Origin of the sequence: Calothrix anomala FACHB-343, assembly GCF_014696435.1 — a bacterium.
Classification (GTDB): Bacteria; Cyanobacteriota; Cyanobacteriia; order Cyanobacteriales; family Nostocaceae; genus Aulosira; species Aulosira anomala_A.
Genome location: NZ_JACJQG010000028.1, coordinates 81,873 through 101,991 on the forward strand (window position 1 = coordinate 81,873; position 20,119 = coordinate 101,991).

At 40.9% G+C, this 20,119-nt stretch carries 9 protein-coding genes; 1 reads left to right on the forward strand and 8 read right to left on the reverse strand.

Annotation, left to right across the window (positions count from 1 at the left end):
* Window positions 1-120: 120 nt before the first annotated feature.
* The 6 genes from H6G08_RS17550 to H6G08_RS17575 form a co-directional block, all read right to left on the reverse strand.
* Window positions 121-2,241, reverse strand: coding sequence for a prolyl oligopeptidase family serine peptidase (locus tag H6G08_RS17550; RefSeq protein WP_190545207.1), 2,121 nt, complete (start codon window positions 2,239-2,241; stop codon window positions 121-123).
* 502 nt (window positions 2,242-2,743) lie between these two features.
* Window positions 2,744-10,498 (reverse strand): hybrid sensor histidine kinase/response regulator, encoded by a 7,755-nt coding sequence (locus H6G08_RS17555; protein ID WP_190545210.1) that lies wholly within the window; start codon window positions 10,496-10,498, stop codon window positions 2,744-2,746.
* 76 nt (window positions 10,499-10,574) lie between these two features.
* Window positions 10,575-13,448 (reverse strand): methyl-accepting chemotaxis protein, encoded by a 2,874-nt coding sequence (locus H6G08_RS17560; protein WP_190545189.1) that lies wholly within the window; start codon window positions 13,446-13,448, stop codon window positions 10,575-10,577.
* Between the two features lie 16 nt (window positions 13,449-13,464).
* Window positions 13,465-13,995, reverse strand: a complete 531-nt coding sequence (locus H6G08_RS17565; RefSeq protein ID WP_190545192.1) for a chemotaxis protein CheW — start codon at window positions 13,993-13,995, stop codon at window positions 13,465-13,467.
* A 13-nt stretch (window positions 13,996-14,008) separates the two neighbouring features.
* Window positions 14,009-14,374, reverse strand: coding sequence for a response regulator transcription factor (locus H6G08_RS17570; RefSeq protein ID WP_096642543.1), 366 nt, complete (start codon window positions 14,372-14,374; stop codon window positions 14,009-14,011).
* 223 nt (window positions 14,375-14,597) lie between these two features.
* Window positions 14,598-15,782, reverse strand: a complete 1,185-nt coding sequence (locus tag H6G08_RS17575; protein ID WP_190545209.1) for a response regulator — start codon at window positions 15,780-15,782, stop codon at window positions 14,598-14,600.
* A 679-nt stretch (window positions 15,783-16,461) separates the two neighbouring features.
* Between H6G08_RS17575 and hmpF the strand changes: the two genes are divergently transcribed.
* Complete coding sequence (gene hmpF, locus H6G08_RS17580; RefSeq protein WP_190545193.1) at window positions 16,462-18,234, forward strand: pilus motility taxis protein HmpF; 1,773 nt, start codon at window positions 16,462-16,464, stop codon at window positions 18,232-18,234.
* A 29-nt stretch (window positions 18,235-18,263) separates the two neighbouring features.
* Here hmpF and tilS read toward each other — a convergent pair whose 3' ends face one another.
* On the reverse strand, window positions 18,264-19,250 hold the full coding sequence (gene tilS, locus H6G08_RS17585) for a tRNA lysidine(34) synthetase TilS (protein ID WP_190545195.1): 987 nt from the start codon (window positions 19,248-19,250) through the stop codon (window positions 18,264-18,266).
* Window positions 19,251-19,357: 107 nt separating this feature from the next.
* On the reverse strand, window positions 19,358-19,666 hold the full coding sequence (locus tag H6G08_RS17590; RefSeq protein ID WP_190545197.1) for a hypothetical protein: 309 nt from the start codon (window positions 19,664-19,666) through the stop codon (window positions 19,358-19,360).
* Window positions 19,667-20,119: the final 453 nt, after the last annotated feature.

The following is a 20,119-nucleotide window of genomic DNA, read 5'->3' on the forward strand; positions in this document are numbered from 1 at the left end:
TATTGCAATTTTGCAACCTCAACATAAGTAGCTTCAATATTCAGCAGGTTGGCGTCAGGAAATATCCTTGGTAAGGGCTGTCATTGGTCATTGGAGACGCGATTAATCGCGTCTGTACAATTAGATCCCCAAAACTCGCACCAAAAACGCCCATTTATCGGTTAGTTCCTCAATTGTCTTTGTTGTCGGTTTCCCTGCACCATGTCCGGCTTTCGTCTCAATTCTAATGAGTACTGGCGCATCACCAGTCTGAGCCGCTTGCAAAGCTGCTGCAAATTTGAAACTATGAGCAGGGACAACGCGATCGTCACGATCGGCTGTAGTAATCAAGGTTGCGGGGTAAGCTGTACCGGGTTTAATGTTGTGTAGCGGTGAATAAGCATATAAAGCTTTAAATTCCTCTGGGTTATCGGGCGAACCATATTCAGAAGTCCAAGCCCAACCAATGGTAAATTTGTGGAAGCGCAACATATCCATCACGCCGACTGCTGGTAAAGCAGCGCCAAACAAATCAGGGCGCTGAGTCATACAAGCACCCACCAATAAACCACCGTTACTACCACCTGCGATCGCTAATTTTGCCGATTTAGTATATTTATTAGCAATTAACCATTCAGCTGCCGCAATAAAATCATCAAAGACATTTTGCTTTTTCAACTTCATTCCTGCTTGATGCCATTCTTCACCATACTCGCCACCACCGCGAATATTTGGCATCGCATAAACACCACCCATCTCCATCCACACCAAAAGACTCACAGAAAAACTCGGTGTCATTGAAGCATTAAAACCACCATAAGCATAAAGATAGGTGGGGTTATTCCCATCCAACTTAATACCTTTTTTGTGAGTAATAAACATGGGCACTTTTGTGCCATCTTTACTTTGGTAAAAGACTTGTTTTGTCTCGTAATCTTCCGGCTTAAAATCTACCTGTGGTTGGCGAAAAACTTCACTTTTTCCCGTTACCATATCATAGCGATATATAGTACCTGGTGTCGTGAAGCTCGTAAAACTATAAAAAGTTTCCGTATCATAGCGCTTACCATCAAAGCCATTGACTGAACCCAGTCCCGGCAATTCTACTTCACGGACAAATTTACCTTTGATATCAAAAATTTTAATTTGGCTATGAGCGTCTTTTAAATAATCAGCAACAAACTGATTATTAAGTATGCTCACATCTTCTAAAGTTTCTGTTGCTTGGGGGATAATTTCCTGCCAATATTCTGGTGCTGGTTTGTTGATATCAATAGCAATTAATCTACCACGCGGTGCTTTTAAATCTGTGCGAAAATAGAATATGTTATCGTCACGATCAATAAAACTATAATCAGCTTCAAATTGATTAATTAGTTCGACAACTCCAGCATCAGGATTAGTTAAGTCTTTATAAAAAACTAAGTTTTTAGAATCAGTTCCCAACCAAACTGAGATAATTAAATATTTGCCATCTTCCGTAACATAACCATTGAAACCCCATTCTTTCTGGTCAGGACGCTGATAAATTAGTATATCTGCCGATTGTGGTGTCCCTAACCGATGATAATAAAGTTTTTGATAATAATTAACATCTGTCTTGGAAAATTGCTCCTCTTGGGGAGACCCCAAGACCGCATTTTCCGCTTCTAATTGGCTTTTTTCATTTGGTTCATCGTAGCGACTGTAGAAAAAGCCTTGATTATCATTTGTCCAGGAAGCACTAGAAAATTTAATCCATTTTAATTGGTCTGGTAAATCCTCACCTGTTTCAATATTGCGGACTTTCCACTCTTGCCAATCAGAACCACCAGTAGATAAACCGTAAGCTAAAAATTGACTATTATTACTAATAGATAAACCAGAAAGAGCAACTGTACCATCTTCTGATAATTTATTGGGGTCAAGTAAAACTTTAGGTTGGTCATCCAGAGTTTTTAAAGTGTAGAGAACGCTTTGATTTTGTAGCCCATCATTTTTAAAATAAAAATAGCGTTCCTGGGAGTTATTACCCAAAGATTCCCCTTCTTTAAAAGGGATACTATATCTTTCATAATTCCACAACTTAGTCAGGCGCTGTCTAATTTTTTCCTGAGCCGGAATTTGATTGAGGTAAGCAAAAGTAAGTTGATTTTGCGCCTCAATCCAAGCTTTTGTTTCTGGCGAATCAGGATTTTCTAACCAACGGTAAGGATCTGCCACTATAGTACCGTGGTAGTTATCGACGCGATCGCTCTTGTGGCTGGGGGGATAAGTCAGCATAGTTTTTGATGGGACTCTTTGCTGGGCGTAGTGTTGGCGGAACTGGCTGCTATTTAAGCTATCTATATTTTCCGCATTTGTGAATTTCTCAACTACTACCTGTGAAGGTAATTGTTTGGAAATTGTAGCACTAGCAACACCAGCAGGTAGCACCCAACGGCAGATGATGACTGTTGCCAAAAATATAGCTAACAGTCGAGTCCATAAAACTTTGACCATGAAATTATTAATTGTGGTTTGTGTAATGGGCATGGGGCATGGGGCATTGGGCATTGGGCATTTCTGATTAATCCCCCTTTCCTAGCTCCTAGTGCGTGTTTTCAAAGTCGCCGTCACCCTACAAGGGTGCGGCTACCTCTACCAAGTCCGCCTGCGCGGACTACGAAAAATTAAGGTTTTTAGCCCACGCAGGTGGGCTTTGTTTGTCTAGCCTCAGGCTTCAGCCTGAAGGCGTTTGGGGTTTGAAAACACGCCCTAGCCCCTAGCCCCTAACCCCTAGCTTTTACGCACCAGTACCATGAATTAGCTTTTCTCCCTTGAGCATTCGTACTGCGGCTTCTAATAGAGCTTCTTCGAGGTAAGGTTTGGTAAAGTAACCGCTAGCACCAAGTTGGATTGCCATTTGTCTGTGCTTATCTGCACCCCGTGAAGTCAGCATAGCGATTGGTAATTGGTTGAGGTGGTTATCTTTCTGAATGCGAGAAAGTAACTCCAGTCCGTCACAGCGTGGCATTTCAATATCACAGAAGACGATATCACAAGGTAATCCAGAGCGGAGTTTATCCCAAGCTTCTTGTCCATCACGGGCTTGTTCTACTCGGTAACCAGCCTTGTTAAAGGTGAGGGAAAGTAACTCTCTGACTGTAATTGAGTCATCAACAATCAGCACAGTTGGATCAATTTTCACCACTTGGACTTCTGGTACAGGTGGGGTAGTCTTCTGTTGCCAAATACTACCACCAGTTTGTTTCAACATCCGTCCTTGGAAGATATCGATGATTTCCAGTACGTCAGCAATCGGCATAATCCGCCCATCACCTAAGACTGTAGCACCAGCTACACCCAAGGGTTTAGGAGCAGGCCCTTCAAATTGTTTAATTACAATTTCTTGCTCGCTCAGTACTTGATCGATTTGTAGGGCAATCATATTATTTCCCGATCGCACTACAACTACAGAAACCATGTCATCATCACGATTACCGCCGTAAACATTACCACGACTGAGTGTGCGGTTGAAGGCTAAAATCTCCTTGAGGGGGCGGAATGGTAAGATTGTATCCCGCCAAGCAATAAATGATTGTCCATCAGCAGTTTCTTGGATGTTTTTAACGGGGATATCTAAGGTATCTTCAACACCGTCCATCGGGAAGGCAATTCTGGCTCTATCGGAAACGCAGCAGAGCGCTTTACAAATACTCAGGGTGAGTGGTAAGCGAATTGTAAAGGTTGTGCCTTTACCCAAAGTAGAATCGGTGTTAACTGCACCGCGAATTTCGCTAATTTCCGAGCGCACCACATCCATACCCACACCGCGCCCAGAAATTTCATCGGCTTTGTCTTTAATACTAAAGCCAGATTGGAAGAGTAAATCGTAGATTTCTATGCGTGTTATGGCTTTTGCTTCTTCAGGCGTGAGCATACCCAGCCTCAGCGCCTTAGCTTTAATGCGTTCTGTATCGATACCTGCACCGTCATCACCCACAGAAATGACAGTTTGGTTACCTTGATGGAAGGCGCGAATAGTAATTTCACCTACAGGTTTTTTACCTGCTGCTTGTCGTACTTCTGGCGTTTCAATCCCGTGAGCGATCGCATTATTCAGCATGTGAGTTAATGGATCTGTCAGGTGATCCAAAATCATCTTGTCAATCAAGGTGTCTCCACCTTCAATGACTAACTCTACCTGCTTGCCATATTTAATCGCATTATCCCGCACACCACGCCGCAAGCGGTCAATAGCTTGGGAAAATGGCACCATTCGCGCTCTAGTTAATCCCTCTTGGAGTTGGGTAGTGACTTGTCGGAATTGTCTTGCTACTCGTTCAGTTTCTTCCGTCACAAAGTCGATGTCACTCGCTGACTCACGTACCCTGACAATCATTTCAATCATTTCTTGAGACAAAGTATGGAAAGGCGTAAACCGATCCATTTCCAGTTCGCTAAAACCCCTCTCAGAATTGGAATCTCCAGCAGATACATCAGTTTCTTTATTTTTCCGGGTAGCTAACAGTGAGGCTTCTAAAAGCGATCGCTCATACAATTCTTGCATCCTCGCCCCAACATCAGATAGCTGCTGCACCTGAATCAGCAAATTATCTAATGATTGTCGCAAGCGTTCTTGATCCTGCTCTAAAGTATTACGATTTACTACCAATTCCCCAACTAAATTACTCATATCATCCAGTTGTTTAACTGGAACCTTCATCGTTTCTTCAAATCTAGCTGGACGACGAGTAGATGGGCGTGGTGTTTTGTTCGCATTTGGTTTGATAGATGGTGAGTGCGATATTGTTTGATCGGCTTCCGCTAACAACTTCTCTAAATCACCAAATTCATCTTCTATTTCTGGTACGCTGACAGTGTTACTAGAATTAGCTGGTGTAACTGGTTGCTGTTTGTGTGGATAAACAGGCGCAGGTATCAGCAAATTATTATCATCTTTTGGTGTATCTAATAATGCTTCCAGCGCTGCAAAATCTTCATCAGGTATGGGGGATGTAAATTCCTCTTTTAATAATGTTTCTAAGTCGGCAAATTCATCTACCGCCCCAACTTCTGATGCCACTTCTAAATTATTATTAGCAACAACAAGATTATCTTGTTCAGCTATTTTTTCCGCTTCAGGTTGTTCCTCTAAATTTAATTCAACCGAATTTTCTGGAGTCGCTGTATTTTCTTGTAATAAATCTTCTAGTCCAGCGAATTCTTGCAGGGTATTTTCGGTTTCTGAGAATTCATCAATTAAACTTAGTTCTGTATCATCAGCAACCGTCTTCAAACTTTCCTCTAACTCTAAGTTAGCTGGAAACTGTTGTAAATCAGAAATTTCGGCAGAATTTACATTTAGATTATGTTCTGATAATTCAGCCTCTAAATTTAATCCTGAAGTTTCGTCAACAGTTAATTCTGGAGTATCAAACGCATCTAATCCGCCAAAATCTATTGCGCTATCAACTGCTGATTCCTGATTATCTAAATTTAATGCTGGAGTTTCAGAAACAGTTAATTCTGGAGTATCAAACGCATCTAATCCGCCAAAATCTAGTGCGCCATCAGCAACTGATTCCTGATTATCTAAATTTAAAGCTGGAGTTTCAGCAATAGTGAATTCTGGGTTATCAAATGCATCTAATCCACCAAAATCTAGTTCGCCATCAGTGACTGATTCCTGGTTATCTAAATTTAATACTGGAGGTTCGCCAACAGTTAATTCTGGGGTATCGAATGCATCTAATCCACCAAAATCTAGTGCGCCATCAGCAACTGATTCCTGATTATCTAAATTTAATACTGGAGGTTCGCCAACAGTTAATTCTGGTGTATCAAATGCATCTAATCCACCAAAATCTAGTGAGGTATCAACAACTGATTCTTGATTATCTAAATTCAATACTGGAGGTTCGCCAACAGTTAATTCTGGGTTATCAAATGCATCTAATCCACCAAAATCCAGTGCGCTATCAACTGCTGATTCCTGATTATCTAAATTCAATACTGGAGGTTCGCCAACAGTTAATTCTGGTGTATCAAATGCATCTAATCCACCAAAATCTAGTGAGGTATCAACAACTGATTCTTGATTATCTAAATTCAATACTGGAGGTTCATCAACAGTTAATTCTGGGTTATCAAATGCATCTAATCCGCCAAAATCCAGTGCGCTATCAACTGCTGATTCCTGATTATCTAAATTTAATACTGGAGTTTCAGCAACAGTTAATTCTGGGGTATCAAATGCATCTAATCCACCAAAATCTAGTTCGCTATCAGTGACTGATTCCTGGTTATTTAAATTTAATACTGGAGGTTCACCAACAGTTAATTCTGGGGTATCAAATGCATCTAATCCACCAAAATCTAGTTCGCTATCAGTGACTGATTCCTGGTTATTTAAATTTAATACTGGAGTTTCAGCAACAGTTAATTCTGGCGTATCGAATGCATCTAATCCGCCAAAATCCAGTGCGCTATCAACAACTGATTCTTGATTATCTAAATTTAATACTGGAGGTTCACCAACAGTTAATTCTGGGGTATCAAATGCATCTAATCCACCAAAATCTAGTGCGGTATCAACAACTGATTCTTGATTATCTAAATTCAATACTGGAGGTTCACCAACAGTTAATTCTGGGTTATCAAATGCATCTAATCCACCAAAATCCAGTGCGCCATCAACGACTGATTCCTGGTTATCTAAATTCAATCCTGGAGTGTCATCAAATGCATCTAATCCACCGAAATCCAGTTCGCTATCAGCGACTGATTCCCGATTATCTAAATTCAATACTGGATTTTCAGCAGTTGTTGCTGGAGTATCAAATACATCTAATCCGCCAAAATCCAGTGCGCTATCAACTGCTGATTCCTGATTATTTAAATTCAATACTGGAGTTTCAGCAGTTGTTGCTGGAGTATCAAATACATCTAATCCGCCAAAATCCAGTGCGTTATCAACTGCTGATTCCTGATTATTTAAATTCAATACTGGAGTTTCAGCAATAGTTAATTCTGGGTTATCAAATGCATCTAATCCACCAAAATCCAGTGTGCTATCAACTGCTGATTCCTGATTATCCAAATTTAATACTGGAGGTTCGCCAACCGTTAATTCTGGGGTATCGAATGCATCTAATCCACCAAAATCTAGTTCGCTATCAGCGACTGATTCCTGATTATCTAAATTTAAAGCTGGAGTTTCAGCAATAGTTAATTCTGGGTTATCAAATGCATCTAATCCACCAAAATCCAATGCGCTATCAACTGCTGATTCCTGATTATCCAAATTTAATACTGGCGTTTCCGCAACAGCTAATTCTGGAGTATCAAATGCATCTAATCCACCAAAATCTAGTTCGCTATCAGTGACTGATTCCTGGTTATCTAAATTTAATGCTGGAGTTTCAGAAACAGTTAATTCTGGGTTATCAAATGCATCTAATCCACCAAAATCTAGTTCGCTATCAGTGACTGATTCCTGGTTATCTAAATTTAATGCTGGAGGTTCCCCAACAGTTAATTGTGGAGTATCAAATACATCTAATCCACCAAAATCTAGTGTGCTATCAGCAAGTGATTCCTGATTATCTAAATTTAATGCTGGAGTTTCAGAAACAGTTAATTCTGGAGTATCAAATGCATCTAATCCGCCAAAATCCAATTCGCCATCAACAACTGATTCCTGATTATCTAAATTTAATGCTGGAGGTTCCCCAACAGTTAATTGTGGAGTATCAAATACATCTAATCCACCAAAATCTAGTGTGCTATCAGCAAGTGATTCCTGATTATTTAAATTCAATCCTGGAGTTTCAGCAGTTGTTGCTGGAGTAGCAAACGCATCTAATTCACCAAAATCCAGTGCGCTATCAACGACTGATTCTTGATTATCTAAATTTAATACTGGAGGTTCCCCAACAGTTAATTCTGGGGTATCGAATCCATCTAATCCAGCAAAATCCAGTGCGCTATCAACCGTTGATTCCTTCGTATTATCAACAACAGTTGTTTCTGGTGTATCAATATTGAACAAATCATCGTCCAGATTGTTAACAGAACTGGAAGCATTAGCCAATAAATTTTCTGTAGGCTGATTAGTAAATTCAGGAGTAAAGTCTAAAGGTTCTGGAGGTAGGGAGGTTGAGGAAAGTGTTGTGCTTTGGCGTAGCCCGTCGGAGACATCGCTTGTTTCTGCCAATAAGCTGCTAATATCTATTGCAGGTTCTTCTTGCCCATTCACAACAGGGATATTTGTTGTTTCAGTTGATGTCAACTTGGCAAATAAATCCATCCCTGCATCGGCTGACAATATCAAATCTATCTGCTCATCTGTTTGCAAAATAGTTTGATCGAAGTCTTCCAAATCAAAAGTTGTTGGTGGTGGCGATAATAGTGACTCACTATCGCTAAAAAAGTCATTAGCCGCAGTAAATAAACTTTCTTCTAACGCTTGAGCAACATCTTGCTCAATTGCTGCATCTAATTCTAGTTGTTGTTCTGTTTGTGCATCTTCATCCCAGAAATTTGGTAAATTTTCTGTTGCAGATGGAACTTCTCTGGTAATTTTTGGCGAGTTATTAGATAAATCTGGAATTTCTGATTTATTGGCAGAATTTTGGGTATTTTCGAGAATTTCAGTAAATAAATTATCTACAGCCAAAAGTTCTGGCTGTGGTGAATCTAGTTTAGATTCTCTAACAGGAGTAATTTCTTCTAAAGAATTATCCTGTAAATTATCTGAAAATACATTATTTAAATCAGTTGTTTCTTTATGATATATTTCTGCACCAGTAATTGCTTCATCGTTAATTTGTTTTAATTCACCATCAAGCAATATTTTGTTTTCATCTAATGCCAATTCTAATAAATCTTTTACTACATCTGGTGGTGCAATATCCCCAGGATACTCTAGAAGTATGTCGGCAAATTCCTCAAGACTTTCATCATCATGATTTTCTAAATTTATGTTTTGATTAACGAGATGATTTTCTGGTATTTCCGATGCAGGTGGTATAGATTTTTCTTTTTCTGGTGAAATTTCACCGAATAAAGCGCCAAAATCTTCTGTTTGAATTATCGTGTTTTGGGAATAATCAATGCTTTTATCGTCATCAAAAGATAGTAAATCAGCTAAATCGCTATCAGTATCATCAGTATCGCTACTATTAATATCAATACCGAGATTACTCGCAGCATTAATATCTAAAATTTCTTCTTGTTGCCAAGTTTCATCAAGTTCTGGAGTTTCACCTTCAAATAAATCAGCAAGTGTATTTAACTCAGCTATACCAACTTCTGGCCCTTTCGGATCGCGATGACGATGACTCAGTGGCGTATCATCTTCATTGCTGGAGATAGAATTAAATAACAAAGGCAACTCAGTTGTGGTATTATCCTTTGCCGATGGAATCGCCTGTTCTTGCTGAGGTGGCTCAGATAGGGTAAATAAGTTATTGATGCTGTCTGTATTGTCATTAACAACATCATTTGTTGTTGCAGGTAGCTCTGCTGCGATCGCATTATCATCATTATCAGCAAATAAGTCAGGCTCAGATGTATCCACTAAATCAGTGGTTTCCATCTCGAATAGCTCAACGTCTGGAAAGCTCAACAGTACTTCTAGCTGCTGACTAATGACAATATCTGCATCTTTTTCTTGAAGAACTAACTCCTGGGCGGTTTTGATTTCTGTAATCACAATTTTCGCCAGAGTTAGATAACTATTATCTGGATTCGCGATCGCATTTGTCACTGCTTTACATAAATTACACCATTTAGGTAAATTAAATGCCTCACCTAACTGGAGTAACTGTTGACAACATTGCTGCAGACTTTGGCGACTTTGGGGAGTTGTTCCTTGTTTAAACAGTTGCAACATTTCCCGCAGTGTCTGCATCACTTGGATTTGGAATTCGCTCCAATTCTGCTGTTTTTTGGCTACAGTGGGTGCAGTTGTTTCTTGGGGTGCTTTCTTAGAAGTCTCACCAGACACAATGCTGTTGTCTTCTTCTGCATCGGAGAAATCCCGCTGCATGAAAATTTCTGTCAATGTGTGGCTGTTATCTGCAAAAGCTGGACGTACTTCTTTGGCTTTGCTGTCTACACCATTGGTTGCTTGTTGTACCAATAATTCTAGATGCTGATTTAGCCATTGAAAGACCGGCTCAGTTTCTGACATCAAATTATTAGCAGTCTCTTCTGACAACCCATAAGGGCCGCTCAAATTTTCTAAAAGCGCTTTCAGGGTATCCGCAACACCAAGAAACAAAGACTCTAACTTTTGATCGACCTCGATTGGATTTTCTTTGAGAATTTTGAAACAATCTTCGAGGCGGTGAGATGTATGCTGGATGCTATTTAAACCAAGCATCGCTGCTCCCCCTTTAATAGAGTGAGCCGCCCGGAAGACTTCGTTGATCATTTCTGGGTCGTTCAGGGTACTCTGGAGATTTAACAACCCCTGCTCAATCGTATTCAGGTGGTCTCTTGCTTCTTCAATAAAATAACCCAAAATGCGCTGTTGTTGTTCCGGCAGCATAGTTTTTTCGCCAAGAGTCAATAGTTAATCATCAAAAGTCAAGAGCCAAGATTTGAACTTTGGACTATTGACTACATTATCTAGATTCCAGGGTTTCTACCCGGAAACGTTCTACGGAAGCGATCAAGTCACGGGATACACCCACTAAGTTTTGGAGTGCGCCAGAAACTCGCTGTGCTTCCTGGGAGGTTTCTTGTGCTGTTAGTTCTACGGATTGCATAACGTGAGCTACAGCACGCGATGTTTCAGTTTGTTCCACAGTATCGCTGGTAATTGAACGCACCAGAATATCAATGCGATTTGCCACTTGAATAATATTTTCTAGCGATCGCTTGGCTTCTTCGGCTAATTTAGTGCCTTTAATTACCTGTTGTGTACCTTCTTCCATCGCCGTCATTACAGAGCCTGTTTCACTCTGAATTTGCATCACAATTTGTTCGATTTCTTTTAAGGATTTGGCAGATTTATCTGCTAGCTGGCGCACTTCATCGGCAACGATGGCGAATCCGCGTCCGGCTTCTCCCGCTCTGGCTGCCTCAATACTGGCGTTCAGAGCTAACAAATTGGTTCTAGAGGCAATTTGCGAGATTAAGGCCACAATCTTTGAGATTTCCTGAGAAGATTCCGCTAACCGCTTTACTTTGCGGGTGGTTTCTGCTACAGTTTCTCGAATTTCTAAAATACCCGCCACCGTATTTTCCACGGCTTCCCCTCCTTTAAGGGCGATGGTGCTAGCATCGCGGGCTACCGCCTCAGCTTCCCGCGCTGCTTCCGCTACGCGCTGAATCGAGTCGGTCATTACCTGTACGGAATTTAATGTGACTGCCAATTCTTCTGCTTGTCGCAAAGCATCGCTAGATAAGGCTCTAGCAAAGGTTTCCGAATTAGTCGCACCTTTGGTTACTTCTTTAGCGGCTACTTTTACCTGTTGGACGATATCCCGCAAGTTTTGAATTGTCAGGTTAAAGGCGTCGGCTACGGCTCCTAATACGTCGGCTGTCACTTCCGCTTGGACTGTTAAATCGCCTCTTGCTGCTCCTTCCACATCATCCAACAACCGAATTACTTGACGTTGGAGATTTTCTTTGGCTTCTTCCTGTTCGTCAGCTTTGCGTTGGGCTTCATTAGTGGTAGTAAAAATTACCCGTGCCATTTCATTAAAGCCAGTAGCTAGGAGTCCTAATTCATCTTCGGAATAGACTGTAGCTTGGACATTGAGATTACCTTGGCGAACAGCATCGAACTGCGCTTGCAAATTTTCGGTAGTCCGGCGAATTTGCTTGATGGTAAAATTACCCATAAAGGCAGCAGTAGCAAATCCAGCTAGCCCAGCTGCTAATGACATTGCCCAGCCTGTGTTGCGTACTGATTCCCGTTGTTGGGGCGGGGAAAAATTCGTCGCGCCAAAGCTGACGATGGCTACCACCAGTGAGGAAACAATACCAACGCTACCGGCAATCAACCATTGTTTCTTTTCTAGGGGAGCATTCTCTAAGGGTGCTAACCAACTTTGCTCGACACTGACGACTGGTTCTAACTTAGCAACATCGACTTGGGTAAAAATTGGCATGGCTTCTTGGGAACCAGTGATAGAAAATAGTTCATCTTCGCGATCGCTATTTTCATTACTTATTGAAGGTTCTGCACTGTGAGAGTCAGAATTGCTAGCCATGTCAAAGGAACCAGAATGCATAGCCACATCGCTGAAGCTAGAGTCTGCATCTGAGATGTCAAAGCCGGGAAGATTACCTAAATCGTCAAAGTCATCAAATTCATCTAAAAACTCTATATTACTCTGGGAATTACTTGCCTGAGGCTGATTGACTGGTTCTTCATCTGGCGTGAAACTGTCCGAGCCAAAAGCAGATTCAAAAGCGTCCAAATCAAAATTATCATCAAGGTCTAAATTACTTGCTTCTACTTTGACACCCTTTTGCGCCAGCTTTTCTTCTGGAGGCAAATCTCTACTAGCAGCAGAGACTTCTTTTAAGCTATCTTCAGCTTCTATCGGGCCTAACCAATTATGGGATGTAGTTTCAGCTAGCTGCTCGTGATGACTAGAGGGTAAATTGTTGGTTTTTACGCCATTATCCCGCACAGAAGTTGGTATTTTAGCAAAATTTTCATTTTCCAGGCTATTGCTATTAAAGTCTAAGTCTTCTGGTGGGTTATATTGTTCCCCAATCAAGAATTCTGTGGGGATTTCCCAGCTGTTGCTGGTTGATAAATCAACTTCTGCAAAAGATGAATCGCTATCATTTTCTTGCTGGGAATTTGTCCCAGAATCAACAAAAGGATTACTTGTACTGGACTGCTCAATACTGTTTTCTGTCTCATCTTCCTGCCAAAAAGCAGGCAATTCCAGATCTGCTTCTGCTTCCCAACTTTTACTTTGGGAATCTTGATCTGTGGCTTGATTATCCAACTTAAAGGGGTCATCACTAAAAGATGCTGCCGAGTCTGATTGAGAATTCAAATCAGTACTGCTGTTTGCAGAGATATTAAAAGGACTATCCAAAGATAGCTCTTCTATTTCATTTACCACTGCTTCATACTCGTCAAAAGCTTTATTGTCAAAGCTGTTAGTATTAAGATCTGTTGTACTATGTGCCAAGTCTTCAGTAGAGATTTGCTGATAGTTCTCTGGCGTCACCAGGCGATCGCTGGAATTACCCTGGTATTGATTAATACTTTCAATTCCATGTTTAGCAAAACCAATAATTTCCTTATTATCAGTTAACTGTAAAACTTTTTGATATTCGGCTTTGGCAATATCATACTGTTGTAAAACGTAGTAGATGTGACCCCGTAACAAATGGGAGTTAGGGTCATCTGGTAAATTTTGCACTACTTGGTCAACTAAAGTAGCGGCAACATCATAATTTTGTTGCGCATAAGCCGTACAAGCCTGCTTATATATTTCTAAGTAATCTTCTATACTTGCTCCCATATCCACCCTCCCAATTTCATCCTGCCCACCTCGCACTCCGCAAAATTGCCATTTGATCGAGCAGTCTTAGACACTGATTTTTTTTAGCATCTAGTAACCACTCACCGCGTAAAAAGGGAGCCATCGTATCCAGCACATGAGTTGGTAGCATGAGATTTTGGACATCTAGCCAGTCCATACCACCGATTTCATCTACCGCCAAGCCCACGATTGTGTCTTGATCTTCGATAGCAATTACCGGAATTTCTGCTCGATCTGTGTTTAGCGCGGTTGCTTCCCCGAGAAATTGACCCAAATCAGCCACCCAAATTACTCGACCTCGTAAATTTAGAGTACCCAAAAGTAAAGGAGAAGCATTAGGAATCGGCGTGATTCTATCGGGACTAAGTTCCATAACCTCTCGAATTCCAGTTGCAGGTAGTGCAAACTCCTGGTGCGAAGGAATGTAAAACCGCAAATGTAATTCACCTTCAGGACTTTCTACTTGTAATTCAGGACGGAAGTGGTCTTGACTACCACCACTTAAAAAGTCCGGTTTGCTGACCATGTTATTTTCATCCTTATCCTCGCAGCAGTTGTTTGACTGTTCCTACCAACTCAGTTGGTTGAAACGGTTTGGCTATGTAAGCGTCTGCACCCTGTTTCATGCCCCAGTAGCGATCGAATTCTTCCCCTTTGGAAGAACACATCACTACCGGGACATTTTGGGTTTTCGGGTCGGATTTTAACCGCCGACAAACTTCATAGCCGTTCATCCGGGGCATGACAATATCCAAGACCACCAAGTCGGGGGGTGCGCTTTGAATGGATTCCAAAGCTTCGACTCCGTCACTAGCATGGGTGACTTTTAAGCCACTTGCTTTCAGGAGGTCTGTGATCATCTCCCTTTGTGCGATACTGTCTTCCACAATCAGAACTGTACTCATAAATGCCTATCTACCTCCTGATGTAGACGTTCCCGATTTGGAACATTCCCTGATTTTTCCGCAAGCATTTAGTGTATTAATTAACCTTATTCCTTCACTAATTTACTAAATAATAAATTTGTACTACTTAGATTGGGCTGGCTGTTTCTGTGATAACATTTTTTACCCCATCTTTTAGCGGATCAACAAGTTTAGTCTCTTTTTTCTATAGCCATGTAATAGTCTATTTCAGATAAGTCTCTATGAGTGTCAGTAACTCAGTATCTCTCAAAGGCTTTACTAAATAATCAGTAGTTCCTACCATCTTTGCTTTAACGCGGTCGAGAAAGCGATCGCGATCGCTCAGTAGAATAATGGGCAATAGCCGAAATGCGGTTGACTGTCGCAGCATTGCACAAATCTCATACCCATCTAATTCCGGCATCGCCATGTCACAAAAAATCATATCTGGCTTGAGTTGAAAAATCAGACTGAGAGACTCTAGGGGATTTGTTAAAGTTAACACTTCATATCCTTGTGGTTGCAAAATAGATTTAATCGTCTCACTGCTACTGTGAGCTTCTTGGATACTAAGTATACGTACTTTGCTCTTTACCTCTACCTCAGAATTTTCTCTATAGGGGTCAAAATTACAAGTGTTTGAATATACTAATTGCAGCCAACCTTGCAGCACATAAGGATATATAGCCTTGGCGACTGTGTAAACATCGCGGTTGAGACAACGAGCTAGCTGTCGCAGAGAGGTTTTACCATCTGCCCAATATGTGAGCTTATTAATTGTTGCTACTGGTAAACCACTGTGGAATTGAACTTCTTCAGAAATTACTGGCACTTGATTGGGAGACTGAATATGTGGATACATCTGCTGCCAATTTTGCAATTGCTTGACAATTTTCTTGATGAGCGGACTAATCTCCCAGGTTGTTAATTGGGGGGTAAGCGCTGGCCCGTGATGAAAACTGAAGCAACCAGCATGCAAACTCAGCAAATCAAACAAAGTTTCACATACCAGACCGTACAAAATCTCACGAGCAACCTTGGGTTGAATCAGATTCCGCTCCAGCAGTTCCCACAGATAGCTATACTCAGCCACATTGACTGAGTCTAGGGAAGCTAATTTGAGGTCTTTTAGCTGTAGCTTGACTCGGTAATGTCGGAGATAATCGTCAATCCTAGATAAACTACCATCACCTTGTTGGCAATAGATAATCTGGCCGTTGACAAAAAAGATAAACCAATACTGTTGTGGTTTGCAGCTGAAGCAATGATGGTGTCTGTTTACCTCTGCACTAAATTTTTGGCAGGGGCAACTATTATGGGTTGTTACCAACAATTGACCAGTTCGCTGTCCCCACTCAATCAATTGCAGGATACTAGGAATATCAATTTCATTTAAATCTCCCTGCATTGAGGTCAAAGGTACTCCTTGTAATTCTATTTACATACTTTATTAATTTTGCCCAGTAATGTTTTTATGATTAACTTGTCTGACAAGTTTAACTGACTAACTGACTTTTGACTGGAAAACATAACTTCCATGCTGGCAGCGACCTGAATTTACCTATTGTGGGGAATAGCAGGATAGCTTCATCAAATTTTTAAACTTGTGCCACTAGTACCAATGTGCGGAATTCGTAATTCCTTCTACCCAGTTTTAAAACCGCACTGCGCATGGTTTGGGATATTTCGCCGGGGTAATTGATTTACACCCACGAGTACTAAATATGATTTTTGCGAATTGCGACTAGAGAAATATCTAGCAAAAATCAGAAAAACTACCATTGGTGCTGCATTTCCCATCATTAAGGACGGTCAGCAATTTTCCTTAATTTTTCGTAATACACTTTGACAAAGCTAGTGATCGCACGGTAGCCATCATTATTGCCATCAGCACAAAATATAAAGGCGCGATCCACACATCTATATTTAGCAAATATGTAACCAGATGTGACATGTCATCTCTATAAATAGTTTTGTATATTTTGTTTGTCTGGTTCTCTGTTGCCGGATGAAATCAGGCAAACTCACAAAAATATCTAAGATATAACTCAAATCACGGACATCAAGTACACAAAAGGACTAACGGTGTGCTGTATTTAGCAGAAGTACAAAAGCAAAAAGGCAACTTACTCACTACCAATTTACTCAGTAGTAATTCCAAAACTGAATTGAAACTCCTGGCTTGTCAGCGAACCGATCAGAATTGGACTACTGTGTCAGAGGATGTGATTGCGGCAGAGGAAGCCAGCAAATTAAATGATGGCGCACTGGTATTGGTAGAACTGACTCCTAATCGCCAGGTACAACGCATTCAAGAAGCTGGGCGTCCACTAGTGAATATTTTGCAGAATTTTTCTCGGCAGTTAGAAAAATTCAAGTCGAAAGAAGAAGAAATCGATCAGTGGAAGCAATCATTGACATTTCAGGCACAAGAATTGAATCGGCGGGAAATGGAAATGGAAGTGCGCTTAGAACAGTTGCAAAATATGGAAAATGATTTTCAGCAACTAGAGGCGCAAAAACAGGAATGTGAAAGCTCTCGTGGAGAGATTGCAAAGTTACAACAAGAAATTGAGCGCAATCGTCAAGAACTGGAAGGAGCTTGGGAGCATTTGCGGGGCGAACAGCGCCGTTTAGAAGAATCTCAAGCAGAGGCTCAAAAAGGGAAGACTTTAGATGAAGAGCAAAGTCGAGTATTGCGGGAGTTAATCGATCGCCTTTCTAGTCGGGTTGCACCCACAGAAACAGTGCGGGAACAATTGAATTTTGCCTTTGAGTTAGTTGAAAAGCAGCAAGATACTTTAAATCAACACTGGGAAAAATTAGAGCAACAGAAAACTGTAGCGGCGCAAAAGCAAGAGGAACTCGATCGCCTGGTGCAAAGCTTTAGCGATCGCCAAAATAGCTGGGAAGAGGGACAAAATTCTCTCTACCAGCAAAAGGCTGAGTTAAAAGTGAATATGGCAATTCTGGCTAGCAAGCAGGAATATGCGGGAATTTTGAAGACGCAATTACGCAATTTAGAAGATTTATGTCAACATATCGAGTCTGTTTCTGGAAGCTGTAGCGGTGGAATGCTGGCGCAAGTCGATGTGAAAGCTTTAGAAAACATGGCTTTAGACGAACTGCAAAAAGTGGTGCAAGATTTGCAGGAGAAGTATGATATCGACTCTAGTTTTGTTCAAGACCAAGAACAAGAACTAAAATACAAACAAGAAGCGATCGATGCATTAGAAAAGAAGATTCATCAAGCCTCTGACCAAGATGCGATCAATCTGGAAATGGAACTGGCAGATGAAAAAGACCTCTACCAAATGCTCAACCAAAGTTTGGTGGGACAACGCCGGAATTTGCTCCAACGTCAGAAGTTACTTAAGCAACATCAAACAATACTTTTAAAAAAGCAAGGACATACTGTTGCTAATGAAGCACAAGACAATTCCATTGATTTGCAGCCGATTCTGTTACAAACTGAAAACCAGCGTCAACAACAGTCTCAAGAGTTGCAAAAATTGGAACGCGAGATTGAACAAATGCAAGCTGGGATTGACTTAGCCCAAGGAATGGTTGACAATCAAACTCATGATTGGGAAGAACAGCGTCAAGAACTGAAAAAACTCGAAGAAAACCTACAATCCCTGCGGGCAGAAACTACTGAATGCTGGAGTCGGGTGAATATTTATCAAGAGTCTTTACAACCTATTCAAGACTGCTTGGATGGTTTACGCCAGAAGTTACAAGCAATGGTTGAATCTTTAGCTGAAGTTCAAGAAACTGGTGATTATCAACTCCAGGCTATTGCCCAAATGCGCGAGACACTGCGTGAGTTAATGTCTCAACCAGAATTGCTTGCATCTTAAATTGAGGCAACATTTACCGACATTTACATTTAAGTAAAAATGTAAATTAAATCACCTTGCACTTGAGCGATCGCACCACCGGGAAAAGGATCTGTTTGTGTCCGATTAGGCGCTGTAATTAAATTAGTTAATTTCTCGATATGTTCAAAACTGGGTGCATCTGGAAGTATTTGTTGTAAGACTTGACGCATAACACGCCGTTGCAGTGCTAGGGGTGCTGCTTGCAAGATGCGACGATTGAGGCTTACAGGAACAATTGCTACAGGAGTTAAGCCGATTGTGGCTGCTTCTCGCAACTCCTGGGCGACATTCTCTAAATATTCCACTTCGCCTTGGAGGAGTTCGGCTGTTTGGGCTAAAGCTGATTCAACTTTGGGGTTAAAATTTGTTTGCAGATATGGAATTAACTCTTGGCGAATGCGGTTGCGGGCGTATTGTAAATTTTGATTGGTGGAATCTTCCCATATTGGCAGATGGAATTCATCACAAAATTGTTTTGTTTGGGTACGGGTAATTTCTAACAGTGGACGCACTAGGGTAATGTTTTCCGTGAGGGGACGTTTCCAAGTTAGCGCCTGTAAACCATCAGCGCCTGTACCGCGAATTAAATTATATAAAAGAGTTTCGGCGCGATCGCTAGCTGTGTGTCCGGTGACGATACAATGGTAATTATTTTTCTGAGCGATCGCGCTTAAAACTTGGTACCGCCAATCCCTTGCTGCTGCTTCAGTAGTTAACTCTTTGTCAGCAGTTTCTAAATAAAATAATATATCCCAGCTTTTCGCCAGTTGTTGTACATGAATAGCATTCGCTTGGGAGTCAGTACGCCAGCGATGATCGCAGTGAGCAATAGCTAAATCCCATCCCCATTTTGCTTGTAAATCTAACAGTAATTTTATTAAGCATAAAGAATCTTGTCCGCCAGAGACAGCGACTAATAGGCGTTGATTCCGCTCAAATAAGCAGCGCATTCGGATTGTGCGATGTATTTTTGCATGTAGATGAGTCCATACCATTGATATTTTGCGCCCCAGAATGCATATCGTTGTCTATTTTATCTGTGGCTTCTCGATGTTTGATCGCTGCAATCTGGGGATTTGATGATTTTCTGCTCTAATCTTGCTTAGAAAGAAGGACTATGTTCTTTATCCCAACATTTATTATCATGCCATTCTCTTTGAGTATCTTGGCATTCGGCAGCATTATCAATCCAAGGTATTGATGTTGCGTAAGGTGATTGTTTGTTCGATGTCAAGGAAGAGAATAAGGCAGAAGAGCTTGCAGGATAGAATAAGGAATAAATGATAATAAAGGTAGAAATTGGCAGACCTAAGAACAAAGCCAATCCTAGGACAATTTTATTGAAAGTCCAAAATGGTTTATCTGTTGGGAACCGCTGATTTTTTTTCTTAGCTTTGAAATTTGATAACACAATATAAACCTGAACAAATATCTACTTAGTTTCCATCCTTAGCGGATAGTCCTATTGTATGGAATTAAAAGCGTTATTAACTATGATGAGATTACTGCTTCTATTTTTTAAGTTTTTGATTATTTATGATTATTTATTATAAATATACAAAACAAACATCAAAAAAATAAGGTTTTTTGCTGAAAAATCTCAAAAAATAAAATAAATACTTAATCAACAATTTATAAATACTTTAGAGAAATTCATCAAAAGCATCCGGATGAAAAAAGTAGTGGGAGCAGCGCCTCGGCTTTGCGACAGTTGAATCTCGACTTCGCTCGAACCGCATAGTCGAAACTCAGCGACAGGGAGCATCCCAAATGTGCAAAAACGCCCTCACCCTATAAGGGTGGGGCTAGAAATACGAAGCCTGCCTTCGCAGGCTATCAAACTTTTAGCCTGCGAAGGCAGGCT

Coding starts and splice junctions, on each gene's coding strand:
- H6G08_RS17550 (WP_190545207.1), bottom strand. CDS start 2,241: ATGCTGACTTATCCCCCCAGCCACAAGAGCGATCGCGTCGATAACTAC.
- H6G08_RS17555 (WP_190545210.1), bottom strand. CDS start 10,498: ATGCTGCCGGAACAACAACAGCGCATTTTGGGTTATTTTATTGAAGAA.
- H6G08_RS17560 (WP_190545189.1), bottom strand. CDS start 13,448: ATGGGAGCAAGTATAGAAGATTACTTAGAAATATATAAGCAGGCTTGT.
- H6G08_RS17565 (WP_190545192.1), bottom strand. CDS start 13,995: ATGGTCAGCAAACCGGACTTTTTAAGTGGTGGTAGTCAAGACCACTTC.
- H6G08_RS17570 (WP_096642543.1), bottom strand. CDS start 14,374: ATGAGTACAGTTCTGATTGTGGAAGACAGTATCGCACAAAGGGAGATG.
- H6G08_RS17575 (WP_190545209.1), bottom strand. CDS start 15,782: ATGCAGGGAGATTTAAATGAAATTGATATTCCTAGTATCCTGCAATTG.
- tilS (WP_190545195.1), bottom strand. CDS start 19,250: ATGGTATGGACTCATCTACATGCAAAAATACATCGCACAATCCGAATG.